The 25521-nt window shown below is 34.6% G+C and carries 28 protein-coding genes; 19 read left to right on the top strand and 9 right to left on the bottom strand.

The features are described from left to right. Positions 1-41: 41 nt before the first annotated feature. Positions 42-536 (top strand): anthrone oxygenase family protein, encoded by a 495-nt coding sequence (locus QP953_RS21370; RefSeq protein ID WP_309552909.1) that lies wholly within the window; start codon positions 42-44, stop codon positions 534-536. A 63-nt stretch (positions 537-599) separates the two neighbouring features. Here the strand turns inward: QP953_RS21370 and QP953_RS21375 are convergent, their stop codons facing one another. The 5 genes from QP953_RS21375 to QP953_RS21395 all read right to left on the bottom strand — a co-directional run bounded on the left by QP953_RS21375 (position 600) and on the right by QP953_RS21395 (position 7501). Beyond that, positions 600-1382: an enoyl-CoA hydratase/isomerase family protein gene (locus QP953_RS21375; protein WP_052593556.1), complete on the bottom strand. Its 783-nt coding sequence runs from the start codon at positions 1380-1382 to the stop codon at positions 600-602. A gap of 79 nt (positions 1383-1461) precedes the next feature. Next, a complete protein-coding gene (gene paaZ / locus QP953_RS21380) occupies positions 1462-3537 on the bottom strand; it encodes a phenylacetic acid degradation bifunctional protein PaaZ (protein ID WP_309552910.1) in 2076 nt (691 codons plus the stop codon). Positions 3538-3930: 393 nt separating this feature from the next. Next, positions 3931-4461 (bottom strand): hypothetical protein, encoded by a 531-nt coding sequence (locus tag QP953_RS21385; protein WP_309552911.1) that lies wholly within the window; start codon positions 4459-4461, stop codon positions 3931-3933. 236 nt (positions 4462-4697) lie between these two features. After that, on the bottom strand, positions 4698-5906 hold the full coding sequence (pcaF, locus tag QP953_RS21390) for a 3-oxoadipyl-CoA thiolase (RefSeq protein WP_052593548.1): 1209 nt from the start codon (positions 5904-5906) through the stop codon (positions 4698-4700). A gap of 215 nt (positions 5907-6121) precedes the next feature. Continuing rightward, positions 6122-7501: a saccharopine dehydrogenase C-terminal domain-containing protein gene (locus QP953_RS21395; protein WP_309552912.1), complete on the bottom strand. Its 1380-nt coding sequence runs from the start codon at positions 7499-7501 to the stop codon at positions 6122-6124. Between the two features lie 211 nt (positions 7502-7712). Here QP953_RS21395 and QP953_RS21400 point away from each other — a divergent pair, with 211 nt between their 5' ends. After that, positions 7713-8210, top strand: coding sequence for a cytidine deaminase (locus tag QP953_RS21400; protein WP_309552913.1), 498 nt, complete (start codon positions 7713-7715; stop codon positions 8208-8210). An 84-nt stretch (positions 8211-8294) separates the two neighbouring features. Beyond that, the gene (locus tag QP953_RS21405) at positions 8295-8801 is read left to right on the top strand and encodes an alpha/beta hydrolase (RefSeq protein ID WP_063833007.1); all 507 of its coding nucleotides are present in this window, start codon (positions 8295-8297) and stop codon (positions 8799-8801) included. A gap of 17 nt (positions 8802-8818) precedes the next feature. Here the strand turns inward: QP953_RS21405 and QP953_RS21410 are convergent, their stop codons facing one another. Further along, the gene (locus QP953_RS21410; protein ID WP_309552914.1) at positions 8819-10294 is read right to left on the bottom strand and encodes an OmpA family protein; all 1476 of its coding nucleotides are present in this window, start codon (positions 10292-10294) and stop codon (positions 8819-8821) included. A gap of 184 nt (positions 10295-10478) precedes the next feature. Here QP953_RS21410 and QP953_RS21415 point away from each other — a divergent pair, with 184 nt between their 5' ends. Then, complete coding sequence (locus tag QP953_RS21415) at positions 10479-11036, top strand: CAP domain-containing protein (protein ID WP_052593539.1); 558 nt, start codon at positions 10479-10481, stop codon at positions 11034-11036. Positions 11037-11113: 77 nt separating this feature from the next. On the opposite strand, the gene QP953_RS21420 is transcribed toward QP953_RS21415, so the two are convergent. The 3 genes from QP953_RS21420 to QP953_RS21430 all read right to left on the bottom strand — a co-directional run bounded on the left by QP953_RS21420 (position 11114) and on the right by QP953_RS21430 (position 14980). Then, positions 11114-12976: an alkaline phosphatase D family protein gene (locus tag QP953_RS21420; RefSeq protein WP_309552915.1), complete on the bottom strand. Its 1863-nt coding sequence runs from the start codon at positions 12974-12976 to the stop codon at positions 11114-11116. Positions 12977-13805: 829 nt separating this feature from the next. Continuing rightward, a complete protein-coding gene (locus QP953_RS21425) occupies positions 13806-14018 on the bottom strand; it encodes a hypothetical protein (RefSeq protein ID WP_052600273.1) in 213 nt (70 codons plus the stop codon). Between the two features lie 311 nt (positions 14019-14329). Beyond that, complete coding sequence (locus QP953_RS21430; protein ID WP_052600272.1) at positions 14330-14980, bottom strand: triacylglycerol lipase; 651 nt, start codon at positions 14978-14980, stop codon at positions 14330-14332. A gap of 220 nt (positions 14981-15200) precedes the next feature. Here QP953_RS21430 and QP953_RS21435 point away from each other — a divergent pair, with 220 nt between their 5' ends. From QP953_RS21435 to QP953_RS21500, 15 genes are all read left to right on the top strand, one after another. Then, positions 15201-15770 (top strand): DUF642 domain-containing protein, encoded by a 570-nt coding sequence (locus tag QP953_RS21435; RefSeq protein ID WP_052600271.1) that lies wholly within the window; start codon positions 15201-15203, stop codon positions 15768-15770. A 376-nt stretch (positions 15771-16146) separates the two neighbouring features. Continuing rightward, positions 16147-16362 carry a hypothetical protein gene (locus tag QP953_RS21440; protein WP_052600270.1) on the top strand — a complete coding sequence of 72 codons (216 nt, stop codon included), beginning with the start codon at positions 16147-16149 and terminating at the stop codon, positions 16360-16362. A gap of 152 nt (positions 16363-16514) precedes the next feature. Further along, complete coding sequence (locus QP953_RS28635) at positions 16515-16598, top strand: restriction endonuclease (protein WP_408913546.1); 84 nt, start codon at positions 16515-16517, stop codon at positions 16596-16598. 251 nt (positions 16599-16849) lie between these two features. Further along, a complete protein-coding gene (locus tag QP953_RS21445; protein WP_052600269.1) occupies positions 16850-17473 on the top strand; it encodes a hypothetical protein in 624 nt (207 codons plus the stop codon). 176 nt (positions 17474-17649) lie between these two features. Then, positions 17650-17910 carry a DUF2199 domain-containing protein gene (locus tag QP953_RS21450; RefSeq protein ID WP_309552916.1) on the top strand — a complete coding sequence of 87 codons (261 nt, stop codon included), beginning with the start codon at positions 17650-17652 and terminating at the stop codon, positions 17908-17910. Next, entirely contained in the window at positions 17897-18544 is a 648-nt protein-coding gene (locus QP953_RS21455; RefSeq protein WP_309552917.1) for a hypothetical protein, read from the top strand. The genes QP953_RS21450 and QP953_RS21455 overlap by 14 nt, the downstream gene beginning before the upstream one ends. 104 nt (positions 18545-18648) lie before the next feature. Next, the gene (locus QP953_RS21460) at positions 18649-19470 is read left to right on the top strand and encodes an ADP-ribosylglycohydrolase family protein (RefSeq protein ID WP_309552918.1); all 822 of its coding nucleotides are present in this window, start codon (positions 18649-18651) and stop codon (positions 19468-19470) included. A gap of 90 nt (positions 19471-19560) precedes the next feature. Beyond that, complete coding sequence (locus tag QP953_RS21465) at positions 19561-20226, top strand: hypothetical protein (RefSeq protein WP_309552919.1); 666 nt, start codon at positions 19561-19563, stop codon at positions 20224-20226. 231 nt (positions 20227-20457) lie between these two features. Continuing rightward, positions 20458-21051: a hypothetical protein gene (locus QP953_RS21470; RefSeq protein ID WP_309552920.1), complete on the top strand. Its 594-nt coding sequence runs from the start codon at positions 20458-20460 to the stop codon at positions 21049-21051. A 1-nt stretch (position 21052) separates the two neighbouring features. Then, positions 21053-21517 (top strand): hypothetical protein, encoded by a 465-nt coding sequence (locus QP953_RS21475; protein WP_309552921.1) that lies wholly within the window; start codon positions 21053-21055, stop codon positions 21515-21517. 229 nt (positions 21518-21746) lie between these two features. Then, positions 21747-22097: a DUF5713 family protein gene (locus QP953_RS21480; RefSeq protein ID WP_052600262.1), complete on the top strand. Its 351-nt coding sequence runs from the start codon at positions 21747-21749 to the stop codon at positions 22095-22097. 20 nt (positions 22098-22117) lie between these two features. Beyond that, positions 22118-22567, top strand: a complete 450-nt coding sequence (locus QP953_RS21485) for a hypothetical protein (protein ID WP_309552922.1) — start codon at positions 22118-22120, stop codon at positions 22565-22567. Positions 22568-22605: 38 nt separating this feature from the next. Then, the gene (locus tag QP953_RS21490; protein ID WP_052600345.1) at positions 22606-23175 is read left to right on the top strand and encodes a hypothetical protein; all 570 of its coding nucleotides are present in this window, start codon (positions 22606-22608) and stop codon (positions 23173-23175) included. Between the two features lie 113 nt (positions 23176-23288). Beyond that, positions 23289-24302, top strand: a complete 1014-nt coding sequence (locus QP953_RS21495) for a hypothetical protein (protein WP_309552923.1) — start codon at positions 23289-23291, stop codon at positions 24300-24302. Positions 24303-24399: 97 nt separating this feature from the next. Next, positions 24400-25482, top strand: a complete 1083-nt coding sequence (locus QP953_RS21500) for a two-component regulator propeller domain-containing protein (protein ID WP_309552924.1) — start codon at positions 24400-24402, stop codon at positions 25480-25482. Positions 25483-25521 lie beyond the last annotated feature (39 nt).

Raw genomic sequence — 25521 nt, forward strand, 5'->3', positions numbered from 1 at the left:
TACTTATTTTTCAAGCAAAATCTTAATTCTAATACAAAACAATGAAACTTTCATTACTATTATTGTTGCTAGCCGTACTTAGCACTGGCTTTATGGCAGGGATTTTTTTTACGTGGACCAATGCGGTTACACCAGGCATTGGCAAACTAAATTCTTTGGAATACCTCAAAGCATTGCAAGCCATGAATCGAGTCATTCTAAACCCTTTATTTTATATAGCATTTTTAGCTCCTATTGCAATGTTACTTTTAAGTATTGCCTTCAACTATGTAACAGCTCCTCCCAATATATTTAGATTGATTTTAAGTGCAGGAATTCTTTATTTTATCGGGACGTTTTTGGTTACTATTCTAGGCAATATTCCTCTCAACAATATACTAGATCAAAGCCATTTAGAAATTCTATCGCCTGACGTCTTGGATGAATTAAGAATCCAAATCGAGCAGCCTTGGAATCAGTTCAATCTATATCGAACTTGGAGTTCTTTTAGTAGTTTTGTACTCTTGTTAATTGCTGTTTTTTTGTGGTTGAAATAATCAAACAAGCCCCCTAACCAATTGAACATTTGCTAGGGGGCTTTTAATATCATAACCAATCCGTTACTTTTGTTTTACTTTCGCCTTAAAAGTATTGATTGCTTCAACTGTAAAATCAGACAAAACCAATCGACCACTCATAGCGGCACGTTCAGACAACAAATCGTCCCATTGCTCCGTTCCTTCCCAAAATACTTTTTTCAACAATTGCTGTGCTTCTGGGTTAGACTTAGCCAATGTGCTTGCTAACAAAGATATCTTTGTATCCATTTCCTCTACTGTTTCTGATACGTCAGCATACAAGCCTTGCTGCTGTGCCCATTCTGGCGAGTACCAAGCTGTTGCATTGATTGCCATTTGAGAAAAAGCAGAAGTTCCAACTTTGCGTTCAACCGCTGGACCAACAACAAAAGGACCAATTCCGATTGCCAATTCACTCAATTTTACAGCAGCATATCGAGTAGCATAACAATAATCTACAGCTGAGGCAACGCCGACACCACCACCAACAGCTTTTCCATGTACCCGTCCTATAATAAGTTTAGGACATTTTCTACACGCATTGATAACATTAGCAAACCCCATAAAAAAGGCATGACCTGTCTCAAAATCTTTGATAGAAATCAACTCATCGAAACTAGCTCCTGCACAGAATGTACGTTCTCCGCTACTTTTTAGAATAATAACAACTACTTCATCATCTTTTCCTACTTCGGTAATCGTATCTGCCAATTTTGCCAATAACTTACCAGGGAGAGAGTTGTGTGAAGGGTGAAAAAATTCAATAGTAGCCACCTTATTTTCAATGCTCACTTCTACAGAGCCTAATTCTCTTTTATCTTCCATTATTAATTATCTATTTATTCAACATTATTGCTCATAAAACTAATTTTATTACTTCTATACTAAGTTACAATAAAGAAGTTTAATCCACTGCAATCACTTCGCCATCTTGATCTAGTTTGCGTACCATCGTTAAAATGGTTGCTAACGCACAAGTCTCTCCCGTTTCATCATAAACGTCCACCATAAATTTCACAATACCTTTGGCGATATCATCTTCACTTTTCTTTTCTTGATCTACTTTCTCTTTTACTGTAAATTTAACCCCAATTGTCATCCCAGGATACACTGGTTTTGTAAAACGACATTCATCCAAGCCATAATTTAACAAAACAGGACCTTTTTTTGCCTCTACAAACAAACCTGCTGCTTTTGCTAGTACCCAATAGCCATGCGCCACACGACCTTCAAAGATAGTTCCATCCAAAGAAGTTTCGTCTGTATGCGCATAGAAATGGTCACCGCTAACATTGGCAAAGTTGACTATATCTGCTACGGTTACCGTATGTTTCGCTGTAATCCATTGCTCGCCTACCTTTAGTTCTTCAAAGTGCTTGCGGAATGGATGTACAGGATGCTCAATTCCTTTTGCTCCATACTGATAAACCCCTGTCAAATGCGTCAATGTAGTCGGTGTCCCTTGAATAGCAGTGCGTTGCAAATAATGTTTTACACCACGCAAACCACCCATTTCTTCACCTCCACCAGCACGACCAGGACCACCATGTGCCATCAAAGGCATCGGAGAACCATGCCCCGTACTCTCTTTAGCAGATTCTCTGTTTAGTACCAGAATACGACCGTGATGCGTTGCTGCTCCTAAGACATATTGTCTAGCTATAGTATCATCATAAGTAGCAATTGAGCTAACTAATGAACCTTTTCCCATATTGGCCAGCTCTACTGCTTCCTCTATGTTTTTGTAAGGCATAATGGTACTAATTGGACCAAAAGCCTCAATGCTATGTACTTCTGTTTTTTGGAAAGGATTGTCATTTAAGAATAACATTGGAGCCAAGAAAGCCCCTTTGTTGACATCTGCACCAATTACTTCAAAATCACGCTCAAAACTACCATAGACTAATTCGTTTTCTTGTGATAATAACTGAGCTGATTTTAATACTTCACTTAGCTGTTCATGACTTGCCAAAGAGCCCATTCTTACGCCTTCAGCCTGAGGATCTCCAATGGTTGTTTTTTTCAATCGAGCACTCAAAGCTAATTGCACGTCTTCCACCAAGTTTTCGGGGACAATAATACGGCGAATTGCAGTACACTTCTGCCCCGTCTTAACAGTCATTTCACGATGAACCTCTTTAATAAATAGTTGAAACTCTTCCGTATCTGGTGTTGTATCAGGTCCTAGTACAGAACAGTTTAATGAATCCGCTTCCATATTGAACGTAACAGCTTCATTAATAATATGTGGCAATGCCTTCAACATACGCCCAGTATGCGCAGATCCTGTAAAAGTAACAACATCTTGCGAATTGACCGTGTCTAAGATTCCAATTCCAGAACCACAAACCAATTGCAAGGCTCCTTCTGGCAAAATTCCAGAAGCAATGATATCTTTGACCATTGCTTGTGTCAAATAAGATGTTTGCTCAGCTGGCTTGACAACTGCTGGCATCCCTGCTAATAAATTAACCGCTAACTTTTCTAACATTCCCCAAATAGGAAAGTTAAATGCGTTGATGTGAACCGCAACGCCCGCTTTGGGAACCATAATATGATGCCCAACAAAACTACCTTCCTTAGATAAACCCACCATTTCTCCATCTACATAATAAGGCTGGTCAGAAAACTTTTTTCTTAAACTTGCATAAGCAAATAAAGTTCCTATCCCGCCATCTATATCAATCCAACTATCTGTTTTAGTCGCACCTGACATATAACTAATAGGATAATATTCTTTGCGTTTTTTATGCAAGAACAAGGCTAACTTTTTAAGCATCAAACCACGCTCTAAGAAAGTCATGGTTCGCAAATTTCTATTTCCCACTTTTCGTCCGTAATCCAAAATGGCAGCAAAGTCCATTCCATCGCCATTCACTGCGGATATAGCAGCACCTGTTACTGCATTATGCTGTATAATTCCATCGCCATCATAAGGTGTCCATTGACCTAAGATGAAGTTATCTAATTTATTAGCCATACTATATTTTGTTTTTAATTGTAAGTTCTATGTATATAAATAATACTTCGTGGATTAGCTTTGTTGCTACTACATAGTATTTTATAAGCAGCTCTTTTGTGCTGCTAGCACAAGCCCACTCGGCTATCGCTTAACTCTTTGCTTTGCTGTCCCAAAAACAAAAAACATCTTTGTATCAACTGTGCAGCACTCACGAAGGATTGCATCAAACAACCTTACTAGTTATTTGTGTTTGCCTACTCAAATATACTAGTAATCCTTACAAAGAAAAAAAGTATCTTGATAAAGGCAAAATTAATTAGTGTTCGATTCTTCTTTTTGATATAAAAAGAAAAAAGGTAGACACATTTAAGCATCTACCTTCTTCAAAAATATAGTATACAATTAATCGTCTTATTCGATACATTCTAAAGCATCCATCAACATTCCTGCGGCTCCCTCTCTAAGATGCACATCAAAAGTATTATTTTTCATCCCTACACGTATATCTGTAATTCTGTATTGTTTTAATAAAGCTATCGTAGATTCTTTTAGTACAAAATCGGTTGCATAACGAAACTCTACCTTATCCTCTACATTTCGCATCAGGTCAGCCAATGGTAATTTTATTTTTTCTTTATTTTCTAACAACAAAATTAGCTGATTCCGAGCATTGTTATCTGTAAACGTTGGAGACATAACCATTGTCACAGGGAACTTTAAGACAAAGTATCGCTTCTCTCCAATTTGTCGAAATTGTGCCATTACCTTCCGCAGCGGCAAAGCGCCATCTCGTTTAACTTTTTGGGCAATAACGATTGCTTCCGTCAATCGTTCTACTTTATTATCAAAAGCATCTACCTCATTTTTTTCATACAAGCAATCTTGTGCCACACTCTGCACAGAAAATAAACCTATAAGACCAGCAATTATTATATACTTCATTCTTTCTAATTTATGTTTGGAATAATTGATTGATAGTTTTATATCAAGATTCATACTAAAGTCGAACAGTTTTTAGAAAACCACCAAATAAAAATAAAAATCCCCCAATTACCCCAAATCAATTGAGCAAGCAGATTCCCTTTTTTTATAAAAAACAAAAGTTGTAAGCCTAACGTCTTGTTAAACTTACAACTTGCCTATTTTGAATGCCCTAAAGCATTTTTTATCATAGCCTTTTAAGCCTTTTCAATGATGGTTGCATATCCTTGACCAACACCAATACACATGGTTACCAAGGCATAACGCTTACCTGTTTTTTGTAACTCTAAAGCTGCTGAGTGCATGATACGAGTTCCTGTAACTCCTAGCGGATGACCAATAGCAATGGCTCCACCATTTGGATTAATACGAGCATCATCATCTGCCAAACCTAAAGCACGTGTACAAGCCAAGCTTTGAGCAGCAAAGGCCTCATTCAATTCAATGATATCCATATCGTCTAAGGTCAAACCTGCTTTTTCCAATGCTTTTTGAGAGGCTTTGACAGGACCTATGCCCATAATTCTAGGCTCTACACCAACAACAGCAGAAGATACAATCCTTGCCAATGGTTTTAAATTGTATTGTTTTACAGCATCTTCAGAAGCGATAATTGTTGCAGCAGCACCATCGTTTAATCCCGATGCATTGCCAGCCGTTACAGTTCCACCTTCTTTTTTAAACGCTGTACGTAATTTTCCTAGTACTTCCAAAGAAGTATTGGGCTTGATAAATTCGTCTTGATCAAAAATAATAGGATCTTTCTTTCTTTGAGGAATCGATACCGCTACAATTTCTTCTGCCAAACGACCACTTTCTTGAGCTTTTGTAGCTTTCATTTGTGACCAATAGGCAAACTTATCTTGGTCTATTCTATTGATATTATATAATTCTGCCAAATTTTCAGCCGTTACTCCCATTCCATCTACCCCGTACAATTCTTTCATTTTGGGATTGACAAAACGCCATCCAAAACTAGAATCGTGCATTTGTGCATCTCTACCAAATGGCTTAGACACCTTAGAAATCACCCATGGACCACGTGTCATATGCTCCACTCCACCTGAAATAAACAAATCACCATCACCAGCCTTGATAGCACGGTTGGCATGAATAATAGCCGACATTCCAGACGAACAGAGTCGATTAACCGTCTCGCCAGGAACAGACCAAGGCAACCCTGCTAACAACAAACACATACGAGCTACATTTCGGTTGTCCTCCCCTGCCTGATTGGCACAGCCCATAATGACATCGTCATACGCTTCTAAAGGAATATTTGGATTTCTCTTAACGAGTTCTTTGATCACCAAAGCTCCTAAATCGTCTGTACGAATAGGTGCTAATGTTCCACAAAAATTTCCAATTGCCGTACGAATACCATCTACAATATATGCCTCTTTCATGTTTTTATTTTTTTATAATAAGAGCTCTTTGATAACTCATAGATTTTGGTAAAGTTTGAGTAATCAAAAAACGATAAATGAGAGCGTGTCTAAAAAATTTCATTGCGCTAAATTCCTAGCCCAAACAATTTCTCGCTATACTTTGTTTTGTTCTTCTTTGATTTTATGCCTTTTAATAATATAAAAGATACCATTAACATCTAGTCAAACAAGTCTTACATTTCATTTGGGAAATACTCATTAAAAGACTCCAAGTCTACATCCATAGATGTAAAGCCAACTCCAAGTTCTTCCAATTCTTTCATAACAGGCTCATAAATTTCTGGGGTAATTGGAATTAACACACCTTTTGAGGTGATATTCCCTAGCAGAATATTCTTTACTCCAATTGCCAAAGGTAAACCAACCAACTTAGACATAGCCGTGTTAGAACTGTTTTCTCCATAGAAAATCAACGTAGACAAATGGCGTTTTTTCTGATGATCTAGTTCGTACTCTACCTCATGTTGCATCAAAATCATATCCTTATCTTCAGGCTCTAATTTCCATTTACGCTCTAATAATTCTTGCAAAATTTGCGCAGAAGTCGCTTCATCTAAAGGTATTTTTTCATCAGAAAACAGCCCCAGCCACTCTAGTTTATCCAAAGCTTCGTCAGCCATATTCAAATCAAAAAGCGTGGCAATTTGAGTTCTCAATGTTCCGTACCCTACTCGTTCTAAAGTTGGTGACAAATAACTTCTCACCCATTGGCGATAGGTTAAGTCATCCGAATATTCCATTTTATAAGTATCATCTGTCAACCCTAAACGCACCAAAATATCCCACGCTTTGCAAAATCCTTTGTAGCGAAGTGTTCCACGCATAATAGTTGGAATGTCATCCAAACCATAAGAATCCTTGTATTTTAGAGATGTTCTATTTGGATAAGCATCGTACCACCCCATTGTAGGAATATAAACTAAGTCCGATTTGCTAAACAATCTATGATAAGGAGTATGGCGATAACGATGTTCGTATAAATATTGAGAAACACCTTGTCCTGCCAAAACAACATTTCGAGGGTTCCAAGAAAATTTATAATGCCAAGGATTTGTATCACTTTCTGGAGCGACCAATCCCCCTGCATAAGAATAGAATGCGCTAATTTTGCCACCTTTGGCACGGATACTATTAATCATCTGCATAGCGGACATGTGGTCAATTCCAGGATCCAAACCAATTTCATTCAAGAAAATTAGTCCTTTTCCCTTTACTTCTTCATGCAATTCTTTCAACTCAGGAGAAACATAAGAAGCTGTTGCCAAATCCTTGCCCAAACGCAAGCAATCTTTTGCAACATGAATATGCAAATGTGCAGGCAACATAGAAACAACAAAATCTGCTGCTTCCAAATGAGGCAACCTTTCTTCGGCATCTAAAGCATTAAATGTCACTGCTGTTCCTTTATCATGTCCTTTTACCTTCTCTTCTGCCAAAGCTATGTCTGCATCTGCTACTGTAATTTCCCAATTATGTGCTGCTGCATGTTTTAGTAGGTATTGGATAAGAGATGTTGCAGAACGTCCTGCTCCAATAATCAATATCTTCTTCATTTTTATACTATTTTTATTATAAACTTTTGTAAGTTTATAGGCTATTGCTTTTATAAAAAGGGTTCTTGTCTGGTTAAAATTATCCGACTTGACTTCCCCAAAAGCTATTATTTTATTATTAGGACTGTTTTATACACAAATGTAGTTTTACTATTAAAAAAACCATAATTCCAAACGAATATTTTGCGATTCATTTGTAACATTCTAAGGAATGAAAGAAATCAGTATGAAAAAAATCACTTTGCAATCTGAAATAGAAGTTGCTAAATCTATTGCCGAATTGAGCGAGATAGATGCACAATTATTGGCTACAGCCAAAGAAGCGGCAAAAGGAGCTTATGCCCCTTATTCTAATTTTAAAGTAGGTGCAGCTGTTTTGATGGATAATGAGGCGATTGTAATTGGCAACAATCAAGAAAATGCCGCATTTCCTGTCACCATGTGTGGCGAACGGAACGCTGTTTTTTCGGCGGCAGCACAATATCCCAATATTGCTATTAAGGCTGTTGCCATAACCATTATTAGTGCCAAAGGCAATATAGATCGACCAATTCCTCCTTGTGGCTCTTGTCGTCAAGTAATTTATGAAAATGAGACCAGACATCAATCTGATATTCGATTGATTTTGCAGGGTGACATTGGGGAGATTTATGTTGTACAAAGTGTGAAAGATATTTTACCCTTGTTGTTTGATGCTTCTTACTTATAACTATCCCTCCATTATTTAACTAAGAGAATTACAAACAACAAATAAGAACGCCCCTATACATACTGCGAACTACGAATTGATATTATGTTTATTATATTTTCACACGGCAAAGAAAGTGGACCGCATGGAGCTAAGATCCAATTGCTATCATCCATCGCTCAAAAGATGGGTTTTGAAACCTATTCTATGGATTATACCAACTGCAAAAATGTAAACGAACGGGTCAAACTGCTGCTTCAATTCATAGAAGGACAACCGACTCAAAACCTTATTTTAGTAGGTTCCAGTATGGGAGGTTATGTGGCTACTGTTGTTGCCCAAAAATGTACCGTTGACGCTCTATTTTTGATGTGTCCTGCACTTTATTTGCCCAACTACCCCATTCAAGACTATCATCCCACAACAACAAACATTGAAATCATACATGGTTGGCAAGATACAATAGTTCCTTATTCACATTCTATTCGTTTTGGCAAACATACCAATGCAAAGGTACACTTAATTCAAGACAACCATCGCTTGAGTGAGCAACGCCCATTTCTTGCCGACACCTTTCAACAATTTTTAATTCGTTACCAACAAAATTATTGAGGGTACAGTGGTGTATTTTACGGTATTCTCAGACCATTTTTATAAGCAACAATTTTTGCTGTTGGAAACTGTTGCTTATAATTTACTAATGCCTCTTGGGCGGTCTTATAATCGGCATAATCTCCTATCAAAAAAGCATAATGTTGCTCTTTTAATAAGTCAATAAAAATCACATCAAACTCATAAAACAAAAAGTGATTCGTAGATAAATCTCCTTTTTTGTCTAAGAGCTGAATTTTGTACCCATTGTATGCTGCACTCATTGTTTGAGGTTTCGAAGGCATAGAACGATGGTACAGTTCGGTCGTTGCTCCTCCTTCTGCATACGCCTGATTGTTGGCTTCCAAAATTAAATCAAAATTGCGTTCTTGCATCATAGATGATAACGAACGCACCTGCATAGGATCTTCTGCTAAAATATCAATTACGGTCAATTCCGTTCTTCGATTCTGTTGATACAATTCCTCAGTACACTCGACTCCGTCAACACAAGAGTTAACAGGTTGTGTTTCTCCATACCCCTTTGCCTCTATTTGATTTTTTTGAACAGGAACTTTTGCTTTGATATAGTTAACAACAGCATTTGCTCTACGCTGCGATAGTTCCATATTAGCTTGATTGTTTCCTCTAGAGTCTGTATGCGCACTTAGTTCTACTACAATTTGAGGATTGTCATACATCATTTGAGCCAACTCATCTAGCTGAGGTTTTGCCTCTGGACGCAACGTTGCTTTTCCCAAATCGTAGTAAATATTTTCCATTTTCATCTTTTCATTCAAGACTACTTTTTTCATCATAACATTTGTCCCCAAAGTTCCCATAGTATTCTCTTTGGTTAAGTTGTCTGTTACACTAGGCGTAACGGTACCAAAACCCTCCATACAGAGAATACATCCATTTACATTCACATTTGCTCTCATTCGCTTAGCATAATACCCCTCTTTTCTTAACAAGAAAATGTATTCATTCCCTTGCTCCAAATGGCACTGAATTCGATGGCTAGGATGCTTCGCAATATTAACCACCTCTTTTTGTAATGTATTGTTATAAATTTCGATGTGAGCCCCTTCTATCCCATATGCAGGTGCTCCAGGATTTGTTTCATCTACCAAATCAGTTAAAGTCATATCTAATGTATACCCTGGCAACCTAGACAACTCCAACTTAGTAAATATTCCTTCATTGGCTCGACGTCCTTGAGTCGTAATGGTTGTTCTTCCTGTCTGAAAAGCTGATTTTTTAGCTTCTATTGTATACGTTCCATTTATAATTGGAATTTTCACTTCAAACTTTCCCTGTACATCAGTAATTGTTTTTAATTGATGCACACTATCTTCAGAACTTATGGTTACTTTTACTTCATTGAGATAACCTCGGTTATTACTCTCATAAATATACCCAACTAAAACTGCGTTTGGAATATCTTGCCCTACAAGCATACTACAGCAGTACAAGAAAAAAAATAGGTTCAATATCGTTTTATTATACATCATTTTTATTTGGTATATCTTCAATACAATCTAACAAAAGGTCACTTATAGAGAATTTTTAGTAAGAACAAATTGTTCCCACAGCTTGGCATAAAATTAGTAAATATTAATCTAATATACACAACAAGTTTCAGTAGCTAAGAGTTATCTTTAGCAAATTTTATGGCTCTTTATTAAGTTTTGAAAAATGAACAACAAGCAAATCAATCTCCCAATTACTGCTGCTAAATATTTATTATTAGGATTATGTTTATCCTTTTCTTTATCAATAACTGCCCAAGACTTTAAAGGCATTCCAACAGGAAATGAAAAAATCAGTTCCTCTAAAAATAGCTTTGAACAAGAGTTGCTAGCTTTGGTCAATAAAGAACGTGCCAAACGACACCGAAAACCATTAATATTAAATGAGCAACTTACCTATGCTGCTCGCTATCACGCCATGGATATGGCTGTAGACAATTACTTTGACCATGAATCCAAAGATCGACGCACCAATGGGTCATATAAGAAAGTTTGTTCTGTTTTTGAACGAATGGATCGTTTTCTAAAAGGAAGTCTTTTTTCAAGAGCAGAAAATATTGCTGTTGGCAATCAGTCCCCCGAACAAGTCATGCGTGATTGGATGTCTAGCAAAGGGCATCGTGCTAATATCCTAGATAAAGAAGCCAAATATATTGGCTTGGCATATATTTATGTCGAAGGTAGTGAATGGGGAGGTTATTGGGTTCAAAATTTTGGGTTATAACAAATATCAATTGAAAATTTAAGGATTCATTCTCAGTGAAAAAATCTTTAAATTTTCAATTGACTCAACCTATGGTTTTATTTTTTTACAACAATACGCTGTTCTTTCTTTCCATTAATATCCAGCACCAAGACATAGCTTCCTGGTAGTAGATTATTTATACTAAAAGTCGTTCGTTGTATACCACTAGCAACATTTCCAAAGTCTTGCGTTGCCAACGATCTTCCTAAGGCATCAAACAAATACATTTTTACAGGACCATCTTTGGTAATCGTATATTGAATGGTAATTTGTTCTGTAAAAGGATTCGGGTAAATGCTTAACAAAACATTTTCGTACGTATCTTCAACATCAGCCGTAGAAGTAATACAATTTCTAGGATTATAAGGTGCAGGCGCTCCAATTTGGCTAGCACTTGGCAAAGCCGCAATCGTACCATTGCTCAAATGGCGAGTTCCATCATCTGTTTTCCAAGAAGCACCATAATTTTCTACTGAGCTAATTTGATCAATTCTATCCACATAGTACCAATCTGCTTGTGCACGTGTTTTGTTGACATCCAAAACATAATACCCTTTCTCTGCCAAATCAATATACTTCATATGATCGTTTAAACTTTGCAAGACAGCTGCTCCAACACTTTGTGCCGCAGGTAACCCTGGAGATGTGACGCTGGTCACCACAAACTCTACCCCTGCTGAGCCTGCCCCTGTAGAACCATTGTAAGTACTGGTAGGAAGGTCGTTTGCCCAAGAAGTATGAATATCTCCTGTCAAAACAACGACATTCTCAATATTATTGGCAAAAATAGAGTCGTACAAGCTAGTTCGTTCGATTTCGTAAGCATCCCATTGGTCATCGTTGCCATATTGTTGTCCAAAAGGAAATGGATTAACATCAAAAGGAGCCATCATAACTTGTTGGCCTATAATTTGCCATTGTGCTGTTGAGGTATCCATATTATGACACAACCAATTAAATTGATCTGCCCCCAGTATAGTACGTCCAGGTGCATTAGCATTAGAAAACCCTTGTTCTTCTCTTCCTTGCAAACGAGTATCTAACATATGCAATTCTAAAAGATCACCATAACGGAATTTTCTATAGATTCTTTGTGTATCAACTGCTGGATCAGGCATACGCAATGGCATCCATTCGTAGTAAGCTTTGATCGCTTCCGCTTTTCTATTGAACCAGTTTCCTTCTCCTGCATCGTGATTACCAGCTCCCCCATACCAAGAGTTATTGGCAGTCTCGTGATCATCCCAGACACAAATAAAAGGATATTGTTGATGCAAACGCATCAGTGAATTATCCAATCGGTAATGAGACAAGCGCATTCTATAGTCACTCAAATTAATAATCTCATTAGCAGGCTGATAAGTACGATCGCTTCCGTATTCACCATCTCCATATTCATAGTAATAATCCCCCAAATGCAAAATAGCAGACACATCATTGCGTTCTGTGATTCTATCGTATGCATTAAAATACCCATGTGCATAAGAGGCGCACGAAACGACTGCAAACCTTAAACTATCTACATCTCCAACTGGTGCTGTTTTTGTTCTCCCTATAATAGACAACATGCCATCAGCTTCAAATTCATAATAATAAAATGTATTTGGCATTAGTCCTGTAACATCTACCTTCACTGTATAATCTATGGCATTAGAGGTTGTTACTGTTCCTGAATCAATAACATTCACCATTGCTGTATCTGTAGCCATGCGCCACTTGACTGTTTCTATCGTATCTGTTGTTGTTACTCTAGTCCATATAATAACAGCGTCACTAAGAGGATCTCCCGATGCAACCCCATGATAAAATGGAGCTAAACTTGAACGTGCTCCTGAGCGAGTGGTACTTTGGTTCGGATATTGGGCTTGTATTGTCAGGCAAATTCCCAAAAATAAACTAATTGTTAGTGCTATTTTCATAAATAAAAAAGAATGGATTGGTTTTATAAGAAGAATTGATTATTAACTTTTTGGTTAACTTAGTTACAAAGTGTTTTAGTGTATGAACCAAAAGAAATCATATCGTAAACTGTTTTTAGTTTTCTTACTATCAAGACAAAAAGCAGACTAGACTATCTGATGCTTTTTTAATGATGGGTGCAAGTAAAAAAATAGTTATTGCCAACACGAAATCTTTTGGACAATTGCCCAAATTAGGCAGGGGGAGGTCTGCGAATATACAACTTTTTTATTAAAAAAAACAGCCTTTTTTTGTTAAACATTTGTAAGCTCAATGCTACTTATTTTCTTTATTTGCTCAAAAAAAGAGGCAGCATCAAAGTTGTAGTCTACTATCTACCAGATACTTATTTTTTTTTATCATAAAAATATTCCTCTTAACATACTAACTATAAAGTTGCGCCATGTATCATTTCTCTTGACAATCCTTATCTAAGTATTTCTCAATATAGCTGCTTCACCTAAAAACTAATTAGGAATCTTTAACGAAAAACGATGGTTTCAGGAGCATTTTTAGCAGAATACTCAGCCCTCTATCTCATGACTCTAACAAGCCACAACGAGTAACAAAACCAACTTCATGGTACCACAAAAAAAGCCAACAAATCCAAAAACTTCTCAAAAGCTTTTCAATTCATTGGCTTATTAGAACATCTATTTCTTTCACGAAAAAACATTCTTTTATATGTAGAGAAGGTCTATTTAGCAGTGAATAATATGTCTTAATTTCGAACTATTAAAAGAGTTATTGAAAGTTAAGTACTGCCTATATGCCGACCTATGTATTGTCTTATTTTTTGGTAATACCAATAACTCCTCCAATCAAAAAGATGGCACCAGCTCCAAGCATTAAGTATCCTGTTGTTGATTCGCTATCTTTTTGGGCAGACAGCTCTAAATTCCCGATTTCCAAAGACTTAGTATTGTCATTTACTTGTGTATAACCAAAGATTCCTAGTCCGATTCCTATTACGATTAATCCTATTGAAATTACCTTATTCATGTTTTTTTGTTTTTAAGTTAGAAAATTATTTACTACAATACCTAACATACAAGCATTAGGGTTACAGCTTGTATTGGGTAGCAATACAAGGAGTATAAAATATGTTGTGTATTTTTGATTTATATTGAGAGCGTTAATAGTTGTATATGTATAGTATATGAGTTGCTATTTTATAACTATTGCTCGATGTGCAACTTAATTATATAACAATTCTAATATAAAAAAGATGTGAGAAATGACATTTTTTTGATTTTTTTCCTAATATTATTGAAGGAACAAACCTAGAATGCGTACAATTTCTGTCCTGCTTATCATGCTCCAAAGCGTCCATTCTGTATAAAATTATGTACCTGCCTGGCTGTAATGCTTTCTTTGTGAATTTGAGTATGAACGTAATTTAACGTTATAAAATCTGTCATAATAGAAGGTTCCAATTTGGTAGCGTCCACTTCTACTCGACCATCGTTAGGCTGCTTTAAAAAACTCCCCGTAATTAATCGATGATTCGTCCCTGCTATAATCCCAATATTAGGAATAGGGATATTTAACGGCAAGTCAATTGCCACAGATTTTGAGTGCAAAGCTATTATCGGTTTTAATAATCTTGGCAACAAAGGAATTTTAAGACCAATGTCTGCTAAACGAGTTCCTTTATTGGGAGTACCAATAAACACACAACGTCCTAAGTTGGGCACGACCTGTTTTGATAGATAGTATCGAATAATCAAACCACCCATGCTATGCCCTACCATATGAATGTTGGAATAAGATGCCGTATTGATCTTGGAAAGTTCTATTTTAAAGACTTCGTAGATGGTTTCTAGTCGCTCAAATGTTGTTGGTAGGTTTACTAGATGCGTATGATACCCCCACTGGCTGAGATGCTCTTGGAGGGGTTCCATGTCTTTGTAATTTTTGAAGAAACCATGAACTAATAAAATTAAAGAATTGTTATGATTCATAACTTTGTATTAAGGCTAAATGTTATTTCTATTAAATTATAAATTATTTTATATAACACTTATAATTTTAAGTAAATTCGCCTTTCAAATTAAGTTTTAGTTAAAAAATAATTTATTGGAAATACAGTGTATTTTTACTAACTTTACTTCCTTGTTCACCTATTTATCCTTGTCCTTCATTTATTATATATTTTTTAATTCTAATAATTATATTCTAACAATGTTAAAATCATTACTCTTCTCCATTCTCTTTTTTTCTTTCACAATTTATTCTTTTGCACAAGATAATCTAATTAAAAATGGTCAATTTGCAGATGGAACCAATAATTGGGAAGTTCTGCTACTCAATAAAGACGAACCGATTAAGGCACATATTGAGCATTCTGATGGATACAAAGAATATGGCTTGGCAGATAATTTTGTAGGGACAAATTTCGTAGAACTAGATCAAAAGTCAGCCATTCAACAAGTTATTCCAACTCGAAAAAATGGAATTTATACACTTGCTTTTGCTTTTGCTCCACGTCCTAACGCTGGTACCAAACAACTCATTGTAACAGCTGGTAAAAAAGTAATTTATACCACTACGCTCAATAATTCAGACGATAAAGGGGTATTTATTTACAAAACCGTCAACTTTACAGCTACTGAAAACTATACTAAAATTGGCTTCCACGCTGTTTCTATCTTGAGTAATGAAGATGACAAAGGTATTCTATTAACAGATATTTTATGCAATCTTTCTTCTACAGTAGACGTAAATAGAATCTCTTCAGACAAAAAATTCTAAACGCCGTTCTTTCGTTTTATTAAGGCTAGAGCTTATTACTAGCCTTAATAAAATGTCTTAATTCAAAGCCTTGCTAAGGCACAAGTAATCGCCCAGAAAAATTCTATAAACCACGAAGTAGTAGCGCAGCTAACTAAGCAATATGATCTCACGAAGTAAACAACCTTCTCCCCTATATCTGCACAGAATTACACAATTAGTTTTTTAATCCTGTAGGCATTTATTTATTGGAAATAGCCACAATAGACTATTGTATTTAGTGAGTAGTTGTGTAGAATTCAACTTCACTCAAAAATTCTTTCAGTATCATTAAATTCAATAAGATTTGTATATTGATGTATAATTGTCATAACATTGAGTAGAAAATACAAAACCGATGAATAAAGAGATTCCAAAATTTCATAAAACCTTCAATCCGATTTTAGATATTTTAAGTAATGGGAAAATTCTTCATACAAGAGAAATGCAAAGACTTGTCATTGAAAAATATTACCCGAAACTCACCAAAGAAGTTGAAGAGGATACTAATATTCTAAACTTTTATACTGAAGAAAACAAAAAGGTAAAAGGCGTAGCTACAAGCGACATTTAACTCTCCTCTCCTCAAGATTTAATTGATGAAGGTTTTAGACAAATCGAGTCCTCCATAAAAGAAGAATTACTTGAAAGACTAAAGGCAATATATCCATACTATTTTGAAAAAGTTATACTCATTCTTCTAAAAAAATAGGCTATGGAGATTTTATCGAAACTCCAAAATCCTCAGATGGAGGCATTGATGGTATCATAAATGAAGATAAACTTGGATTAGATAAAATCTACATCTAGGCAAAAAGATTTTCTAAAAATAAAGTTCGAGAAAAGACATCAGAAACTTTATCGGTGCAATGAATGGGACGGTGAACGTATGGCTTGGGAGCGCAAAATCACAGATTTTGCTACTAGTCCGAAAACAAGTTTACTATCAAAATCTGTGATTTTGCTTGCGAATGTCTTAAATTAGGTATGTAGCATGGCGCGCCACGCCGCAGACATGACCGTTAGTTAACTTTCATTAAATAACCAATTTTAGATTAAGTATGAACAACTGGATAGAAGAATTATATATGCCTATTTATCAGCCCATAGAAGCAAATAAAAAACTCTACGTTGAAGCCGTCATCTATAATGAAGTAAAATCCCAATATACAGAGAAAGAAAGTGAGTTCATAAAAGCCAATGGACTTGAAACTTTATACAGCAGTTTGACCGAACTTAGACTACACTGGAAACATCGAGATAAAAGAGAGATTCAGGGAACTTTTCATTTTTATCCCGTTAATAGGCTGATGATAAATTGGGATGAAGATTTTGGCGGTCATGATTGGGCCCCCAATATGAAAGGTTTTCGTCCGCTAGATATGTTTTATGAATCCAATGGTTGCGTAGGTTTCTTTGTGGATAGACCCGATAAGACAGGACTGTATTTACATGCCTTCGAAAGCAATGTTGAACCTCTGAATGTAGATTTGGAAGGCTATTTAAAGTTATTAATTGTGTCCAAAGGATTTAGTTGGTGGCAAATTGTATTAGTAAGTCACATTAAAGGAACTCACGAAGCTGGTTTAACGCAATTTCGAGAAAGCATGCCTGAGCTTTTTTCTAATTTTGATTTTGATAAATTTATAGAACTATACGAATCAGTTAGAATTGATAAAAAATAACGAAAAGCTAACAACATGCATATGATCATGGGAAGTGTCAGTAACCGCTTAACAACATCCTCCGCCCTTGGAGTCACAAAATCACAGATTTTGCTATATTGTAACGCTGAAGGAAAGACCTCCACTCTTTAGACTTGAATTATAGATTCTGGGTTTCATTAAGTGAAAAAAGCTATTTGGATTATCGAGAAAACTTTAATAATAAAAACCACGTTACTAAGTATTTTGGATGGTTATGTAATATGATTCCAGAATATGAAGACACCTTAGCTATTCCAACCACAGTATATACTAGAAAAGGAAATTTAAGACCTTTAATCATTCCTCACAAAAATTTTGATCATCCTTTCGTAAAAGATTACTATGAAGGTATTTCAAAAAAAGAAGCAGAAAACAGAATCAATAACATGCTCAATACCAATAATGAGTCTCCATAAACTTGGCTTCATTAGAAAAATTATATCTCTATCAATTTTAAATTTGGTACTCCTAAACTCTTCTTTCGGCTGTAGTTGCGACTCAATCCCCTTTAATATAGCCATAGATGAATCAACTGAAATATTTTATGGCAAGGTCATTAAAATCCATGAAATTGACCAGCACCTTCCAACTAAAATTGATGGCTTTTCTCATAGCTCAACAAAAACTTGGTGCACAACTTTTGAAGTTATAAAGAAATGGAAAGGCAGTTCAAAAAAAGTAGTAGAAATATACCAAGAAGGCACTAGTTGTGATGTGTTTTTTGATTTTGGACAAGGTTATATAGTTTATGCAAAAAATCAAAAATCTGTCAGTACACAAGAAAATTCTATCAAACTGTGGACTTGGCTCTGCTCAAGAACTCACCCTCCCTTTAATGATAATTACAATGGAGGCTGGGATGACCGAAAAAGATTAGATCAAACATTTCCCAATCACATAAAAACTTCAAAAACTTTAAATTTTTTCGAGGATTACATTTTAAAGTTCTTAGTTCTTATAAGTCTATTTTTTGCAGGAATACTGTTTGAAAAGAAAAGACAAAAACTCTTGACAACTCTATGTATATACTTATGGGAGATCACACCATAGATATCAGCATTAAAGGCCATAAGAAAGCAAAAAAATAAACCAAATTGGAACTTATAAAAATCAATTGCGATTATATAGTCATTATCAAAAACTAAAATATATAAATGATATTAGAACTGGCAATTGGAGATGCTTATGGTGCTGGCTTTGAATATGTGGAAAGAGAAATTATTCATAGGTACAATAATCTTAATTACAGACAACATCCTAAACATTTGGGAACTAAGCCTGGCATGTATACAGATGATACCCAAATGAGTTTGGGTATTGCTGAATTAATTCTTGAAAATAAAGATTGGACAGATTTAAATATTGCAAATAAATTTGTTGAGGTCTTTAAAAGAGATGAAAGAGAAGGGTACGCTCAAGGATTCTACCACTTCTTGAGAAAGATTAAAAGTGGTGAAGAGTTTTTAGAAAAAATAAATCCCACCAGTGAAAAGAGTGGTGCAGCTATGAGGGCACCAGTAATTGGTATTTTTAAAGACAAAAAAGAAGTCCTTGAAAAAGCTGAAATTCAAGCCGCCATTACTCACAATACTAAGGATGGAATAAATGCTGCTAAAGCATCCGCCTTAATTCCTCATTTCTTCATCTGGGAAAATGGAAAGAAAAAAGACTTGGCTAAATTCATTAAATCAAATGTAAAAGGCGATTGGTTAAATAGTTGGGCAGGTAAAGTCCGCTCTAAAGGGTGGATGAGTGTTAGAGCTGCCATCACAGCTATTCAAGAAACTAACAGCATGACTGATTTATTAAAAAATGTATTTCTTATACAGGTGATGTTGACACCGTTGCAGCTATTGCATTGGCTGGGGGAAAAGTCTGTAAAGAAATTAAAAATGACCTACCGAGGGGATTATATTCAAATCTTGAAGATGGTAAGTATGGGAGAGTTTATATTGAAAAAATTGATAAAAATCTGAAAGAAAAACTGAAAAACTCCTAAGAAATGCGGTCTATAACAGGTCGTATATGACCATTGGAGCTACGAGAGGCTAAAACCATTAATAGATTTGAAGAATCAAGATTTAATCAACGAAATAACGGATCATAAAAAAAACTTTAAAAACTGGCTAAAGGCTAATTATAGTTATGATGATATTATAAATGAAAAGTATGATGACACTGGCTACCCCAAATGGGCTGAAGTTGAAAATACATTTGAAAAAGCCTTTAAAGAACTGGATTTTTCGAAGCTAAAAGATGAAGTGCTCGAAGCAATAGGCTACTTACTTGCAAGACAATGGGATGTAGGGATTATTTTTCCATATTTCAAAGAAGAAATTAGTCAAATAGGAATGTCTGAAAATCAATTGTTAATACTTTCTAAATTCGGTCTTAAATCAAATGAATGGAGCTTCAAACAACAATGTGCTTCTTCATTACGAAAGGTTAAAAATGATATTCCAAAGGCTATTAAAATTGCCTTAAACTACTTCGATGACGAAGACGTAGATATAAAAAGACACTCCTTGAAATCACTTCACTATCTAGGATTGAAAAATTTATCCCCTCTTCTTGAAAAAGCATGGAAACTAAACGATGAGTTATTAAAAATAGTTTGTCTTAACCTATGGAAAGAAATAAACCAAGCCAAATTTAAAGAAAAACTTCTTGAAGCTAAATTAGACTCTAGAGAAATCATAAAAAAATATATCAACGAATTGAAAATAGAATAATATATATACCAAGGCAGGAATTTCGAGAAAAGTTCGAAAATTGTCTGCATGCAATAACTCAGTAAAATCTGTAATTTTACTCACAAAATTAGCTATATTTATTATCACAATGTAGTATATAACCAGACGATATTAATAAGCTTTAAGAAACCTTTTTAGCAAAAATAATCAAAAACATGAGTGAGAACCTTAAAGATGCAGGATTGTATTGATCATGATAAAAAGTTACTTGTGGAAAAGCAAACCGAAGTTAATCGTCTCAAGAAAGTTCCTAACTGGGAATCTAAACCTACTATCAAAACAGAAGTTGAAAAACTAGAAAAAGAAATTGAAACTGAGAAGAAAAAATTAAAAGAGCAAGAAGATAAATTGGCTGCTTTGCCTGAAGAGTGTATCCAACCTGTTACTTTAGAAATTACTTTTGAGAGAATGAATAATACCATTTCTGGAAAAGATGATAATCAACTTAAAAAAATAGCTCAATTTCTAAAAGATAACCCTTCTGTAAAAATTCAACTTATAGGTAATACTGCTATGACAAAAGGAGCATCTCAAAATGCCATTCCATCCGAAAAAGTAATTGAAACAATAGAAACAAGCCATACTATGCCAGATGATTCTTTACCCAAAAGCTTATCTGCGGATGAAATTAAAGAAATTAGAAATAGAAAAACGACAACAAAAGACTTAATGATGATTAGAGCAGAAAGAGTAAAGCAACTATTTCTAACTTTAAAAGTTCCTTCAGATCAAATCCAAACAAAAGCTGGTAAAAATTTGGGTGCACCATCTGATAATCAAAAAGTAATCTTAGAATTCTTTTAGTATGAAAAATCTATACCTACTTATTTTTTTGATATCCATTTCGTGTTTCTCGTGCAAAAGAAGTGGCATCTCTCCTACAGAATACAAGATAATTCAAGACATTACTCAGAAAGAGACCAAGTTAAAAAATATATCTATCAATAATTGTGCTTGGACTTTAATTCAGCCTTTTTTGTCAGAAGGTGTAGGAGATATTTACCTTAATTTTTGTTTAGACGAGTTAGATTCTATTAAAAAGTTGAACGAAAATACGTTACTCTTAGTATTTAATAATTGTCATGGAGTTACTATACAAAAAATAGAATGGACCGATAAGAATATTAGTTCAGAAGAAAAAAATAAAATAAAAGCTAATTCTTGTAAAGAAATCTATATGTATTTTTCCGACTCATTGCATTTAATTCAAATGAATAATATTTTAACAAAATCCGCAAATAACTGTGGCGCATCCATTGCTCATAATTAAGCCTAACAATATATAACCTCTATAGTTTGCTATTATAGAAATCAGAATATAGCAAGCTTTCTTTCTTTGCAACATCTTTTACCACCTGTGATAAGCTTTAGGGCACTTGTCTATAAATTCGGTATCATAATGATAGTATGCCTATTTTTTGTTCCTTTTATAATAACACTAACTTACATTTTTTCATTAATTTAATATCTCGTTTTTTTGAATCAACTTAAACACAACTATGCTAAATCAAAGTGAATTAAAGACTAAGGGTATAAAAAATTACAAATTTCTAAGTCAAATGTACCTCGACTCCTATTTTCCAAAATCTCCAGTAGATAAGGTTAAAAATGTATTGCTCGAAGTTTGTTTTGAAATTGAAAGTACTCCTCCTAAAGACTTAAAAGAATTATATGCCATTACTCATAGAGCTACAGAAAAAATTAACGACTTGCAAAATGATTTTTACGACAATGGAAGCGAAATAGAGACCGTGGCTAGAGAAACGATTTCTTTAGATTTTGAGTTCATTGCAAAATCATATGGATTTGAAGCTGATTTAGAAACGCTCGTTGCTCCTAGAGATTGGTAGATGGAATAAAGCCTTCTCTCATGAAAAAATATTTATTAGGATTCGGAATCCTCAGTATTTTCGTTTTGTATTCTTCTATCTCTTACATTACTAAACCATATAGAAATACAGATACCATTTTAGGACGCATTTCAAATATTGTCAATGAAAATAATTCTCTAAATCTCATTTGTGTAAATTTTCCTAAAACAGAGGTAAATATCCTTTGGGAATATGAGTTTAGTAGTAGAAAAATAGTTAAAAATGGCAATAAAATAAGCTCCATTGGGAATAAATATGGAAAGAATAAGTTTATTATAAAAGTAGGAAATATTTTTGAGGAATCATTATTACACTACAAAAGTAACAACTGGCATAGTTATGACTACGAAATAAAGATATCAAAAGTAAACTCAAACCTTTATAGAATAAATTTCTCAGCCAAAGGACCAAACTCAATCAATGAAAAAATTGAAGTAGTTCTAAACTAAGTTTAAGAAACCTCTCCCAATTCTAAACAAAATTTATTATGCTCAAATTCATTAGTTTGCTACTGTTTTTTGCTTTTTTAGTAAATTCTTGTTATCGTACAACTTGGGAAAAAAAAGCCATAAAAAGAGGCTTTTGGTTAGATAAATCTGAAGTCAATTGCCCAGATTTTAAAATTGAAACAGCTAACGTCCCTTTTTACGATGCCATAGAAGATAAATGGAAAAATGGTTCGATGGCGGAAACTCTTATTATTGAAAAAATTGAAAACAAGATATCTTTAAAGGATAGTAAATGCGAAAATCCAACGAAATTCTCCTTCCTCTTTGGTACTTACTATATCACCTCTTATGATTCATTAAACAATAGTTTCTCTCTAGTTAAACCATGGTATATCCATTACTACTTGAAAAAAGGCAAAAACCGACTGCCTAAACATTGGAAATGGTCATTCCAACCTCCGAAATATAAAGAAAACAGAACTTTGCTCCTATCTAGAATAAACAAAGATTCTATTTCATGTATACTAAAAATACAACCTGATATTGACAAAGGTTTTGTATATAAAAGTAGTGGAATTATTTCTTATTGGGGTGAAACAAAAAACTAACTCAATGAAAAAAAGCCATAAATAACAGCACTCAATATATCAATGAAGATGGAGAAAACTGCTTTTTGTCAAACAACATATATTCTTAAAAAAATAACTCCCTCATCTCAAACATGAACCAATACTTAATAGTTTTCAATCTATTCTTTCTAATGCTCTGCAATCAAAGTTGCCAGCCTAGTAACTCTTCAAAAAAACAAGATCAAACGAAACTAAATATTGACACATCAACAATAGAAAATCACTGGAAACAGGTAAAAAAACACTTAATTGGTTTAGATAGCATTCAAGCGTGGCATTTCATATGGAACAGCAATATCTTACTTCATGAAGGTTATGATTACACAGATATTCACGAAATAGTAATCACAAAGAAAGACCTAAACTCTGATAAAAGAGAAGAATATTTTCTCACTATAAACCAAGTTCGTTCCTTCTATTGTCAAGAAAACACTAAAAATAAATGGGAAATTATTTGGTCTGGATACGAAGATGGTGGTCATCCACCTAAATTAGTAGAATCCAAATCTAATTGGATAAAAAGCTATCATTTTATGTCTTGCTCCAATTGTTCTAGTGATGGTGTTACATTTCATAAAATATGCGCAAATCGTGTAGACGATCTTATATATATTGCTTGGGGATATAATTTTGATTATGAGACAAAATCTGGTAAAGCTGAAATTTATGAACAAGCTAACAGTTCATTTGAATTAAGAGGAGATTCTATTATTGCAGATTTTGATATCGAATTTCACTTACTAGGAAGTGAAGCTAAATTTCTAAAAGATTCAACTGTTCAAATCATTTATGAGTTAGATGAAAAAACTGATAGCCTAAAGATATTAAACGTTTCGCCATCAATTCTTAACCCATACTTTCTTAAATGGCTGCAAATAGAAAAAGAGCATTATAAAAAACATAACACTTTTAACCATGTACATCACTCAAACAGTATTACACTACTCGCCTTCCTTGATATGAAAAAATCATTTCTTATTCAACTAAAACGAGATCCTAAGTTCAAAAAAGATATTGAAGCGATTGAAAAGGAATACAACCTAACATGGGATAAATTTATTGCAAACTGGCTTGAATCAAGTTGGGCAAGTCGAGACCTAGAATAAAATACAGAGCAGTAAGTCAACAAAATCTATATGTCTAGTCTAAATCTTAGGGCTAAAGCTATAAATTGTTCCTCCATAAAACTCTTAAAAATTAAAAATGACAGTACATTTAATTAAAATAATCCTCCTAATTACTCTTTCAAATAGCTTTTTGGCTTGTAACAGGCAAGGGACATCTAACTCTAAACAAACTGAAACAAAGGTCTCGAAATTGGGTAAGTTAGTTTCAACACTAGATCATCAAATTTGGACCATATTTCAAGATAGTAAAGGAAATTTTTGGTTTGGAAGTAATGGAAACGGCATCTATCACTTCAACGGAAAAGCACTCACGCAGATTACCTCAACGGATGGATTAGTGAATAATATGATTCGTGGAATACAGGAAGATGAGAAAGGTAATATTTACATTGAAACGCCTGAAGGTGTAAGTCAATTTGATGGAACCCAATTTACAACTCTAAAGGTTATAAAATCAGCAAACAGCCAATGGAAACTCACTCCAAATGACTTGTGGTTCAATTGCAATGGAAATGCTAATAATGTTTATCGCTATGATGGTGAGAATCTTTATGAACTAGAACTCCCCAAGCAAGATATTCAAAAAAATCTTGGAATTGATGAGACCCAAATTTCGTATAGTCCATATACCGTTTTTGGAGTCAATAAAGATAAGAGTGGAAATCTTTGGTTGGGAACTGTACTAGCAGGTGCCTTTCGTTTTGATGGACATTCATTTCTGTGGGTTGGAGAAAAAGAACTCTCAAGACTCCCTGATGGGCGAGAACCAGGTGTTCGCTCTATTCTGGAGGATAATGATGGACATATTTGGTTGAGTAATTTTAAAAGCAAGTATAGCATCAAACCCAATTTACCCAAAGGCTATGAGCAACAAACAGCCGTAGAACTTTCTAGAGAAACTGGAAGGGATAAAATACTTTATTTCAATTCTGGACTTGCAGATGATAAAGGTCATTTATGGATGACAACCTATGGTGGCGGAGTTTGGAAATATGATGGGAAATCACTCTCCAATATTGAAATCAAAAATGGAACTAAAGATGTTCTCCTAATTTCTATTTATCAAGACAACAATGGAGTAATTTGGCTTGGGACAAACAATGATGGCGTATACAAACAAAATGGGATGACATTTGAAAAGTTTAAACCGAATCTATAAAATGCTGTTCCCTGCAATGGAACTTACATAATACTACTG

The sequence above is a fragment of the Aureispira sp. CCB-E genome (assembly GCF_031326345.1).
Lineage (GTDB): Bacteria > Bacteroidota > Bacteroidia > Chitinophagales > Saprospiraceae > Aureispira.

What these genes read in the sequence shown, in the direction of transcription:
- QP953_RS21500 (WP_309552924.1), top strand. Translation starts at nt 24,400, where the DNA reads ATGACAGTACATTTAATTAAAATAATCCTCCTAATTACTCTTTCAAAT.
- QP953_RS21475 (WP_309552921.1), top strand. Translation starts at nt 21,053, where the DNA reads ATGAAAAATCTATACCTACTTATTTTTTTGATATCCATTTCGTGTTTC.
- QP953_RS21375 (WP_052593556.1), bottom strand. Translation starts at nt 1,382, where the DNA reads ATGGAAGATAAAAGAGAATTAGGCTCTGTAGAAGTGAGCATTGAAAAT.
- QP953_RS21420 (WP_309552915.1), bottom strand. Translation starts at nt 12,976, where the DNA reads ATGAAAATAGCACTAACAATTAGTTTATTTTTGGGAATTTGCCTGACA.
- QP953_RS21430 (WP_052600272.1), bottom strand. Translation starts at nt 14,980, where the DNA reads ATGAATCATAACAATTCTTTAATTTTATTAGTTCATGGTTTCTTCAAA.
- QP953_RS21460 (WP_309552918.1), top strand. Translation starts at nt 18,649, where the DNA reads ATGATATTAGAACTGGCAATTGGAGATGCTTATGGTGCTGGCTTTGAA.
- QP953_RS21410 (WP_309552914.1), bottom strand. Translation starts at nt 10,294, where the DNA reads ATGATGTATAATAAAACGATATTGAACCTATTTTTTTTCTTGTACTGC.
- QP953_RS21440 (WP_052600270.1), top strand. Translation starts at nt 16,147, where the DNA reads ATGAATAAAGAGATTCCAAAATTTCATAAAACCTTCAATCCGATTTTA.
- QP953_RS21485 (WP_309552922.1), top strand. Translation starts at nt 22,118, where the DNA reads ATGAAAAAATATTTATTAGGATTCGGAATCCTCAGTATTTTCGTTTTG.
- QP953_RS21445 (WP_052600269.1), top strand. Translation starts at nt 16,850, where the DNA reads ATGAACAACTGGATAGAAGAATTATATATGCCTATTTATCAGCCCATA.
- QP953_RS21480 (WP_052600262.1), top strand. Translation starts at nt 21,747, where the DNA reads ATGCTAAATCAAAGTGAATTAAAGACTAAGGGTATAAAAAATTACAAA.
- paaZ (WP_309552910.1), bottom strand. Translation starts at nt 3,537, where the DNA reads ATGGCTAATAAATTAGATAACTTCATCTTAGGTCAATGGACACCTTAT.
- QP953_RS21405 (WP_063833007.1), top strand. Translation starts at nt 8,295, where the DNA reads ATGTTTATTATATTTTCACACGGCAAAGAAAGTGGACCGCATGGAGCT.
- QP953_RS21435 (WP_052600271.1), top strand. Translation starts at nt 15,201, where the DNA reads ATGTTAAAATCATTACTCTTCTCCATTCTCTTTTTTTCTTTCACAATT.
- pcaF (WP_052593548.1), bottom strand. Translation starts at nt 5,906, where the DNA reads ATGAAAGAGGCATATATTGTAGATGGTATTCGTACGGCAATTGGAAAT.
- QP953_RS21385 (WP_309552911.1), bottom strand. Translation starts at nt 4,461, where the DNA reads ATGAAGTATATAATAATTGCTGGTCTTATAGGTTTATTTTCTGTGCAG.
- QP953_RS21400 (WP_309552913.1), top strand. Translation starts at nt 7,713, where the DNA reads ATGAAAGAAATCAGTATGAAAAAAATCACTTTGCAATCTGAAATAGAA.
- QP953_RS21415 (WP_052593539.1), top strand. Translation starts at nt 10,479, where the DNA reads ATGAACAACAAGCAAATCAATCTCCCAATTACTGCTGCTAAATATTTA.
- QP953_RS21425 (WP_052600273.1), bottom strand. Translation starts at nt 14,018, where the DNA reads ATGAATAAGGTAATTTCAATAGGATTAATCGTAATAGGAATCGGACTA.
- QP953_RS21455 (WP_309552917.1), top strand. Translation starts at nt 17,897, where the DNA reads ATGAGTCTCCATAAACTTGGCTTCATTAGAAAAATTATATCTCTATCA.
- QP953_RS21490 (WP_052600345.1), top strand. Translation starts at nt 22,606, where the DNA reads ATGCTCAAATTCATTAGTTTGCTACTGTTTTTTGCTTTTTTAGTAAAT.
- QP953_RS21370 (WP_309552909.1), top strand. Translation starts at nt 42, where the DNA reads ATGAAACTTTCATTACTATTATTGTTGCTAGCCGTACTTAGCACTGGC.
- QP953_RS21395 (WP_309552912.1), bottom strand. Translation starts at nt 7,501, where the DNA reads ATGAAGAAGATATTGATTATTGGAGCAGGACGTTCTGCAACATCTCTT.
- QP953_RS21495 (WP_309552923.1), top strand. Translation starts at nt 23,289, where the DNA reads ATGAACCAATACTTAATAGTTTTCAATCTATTCTTTCTAATGCTCTGC.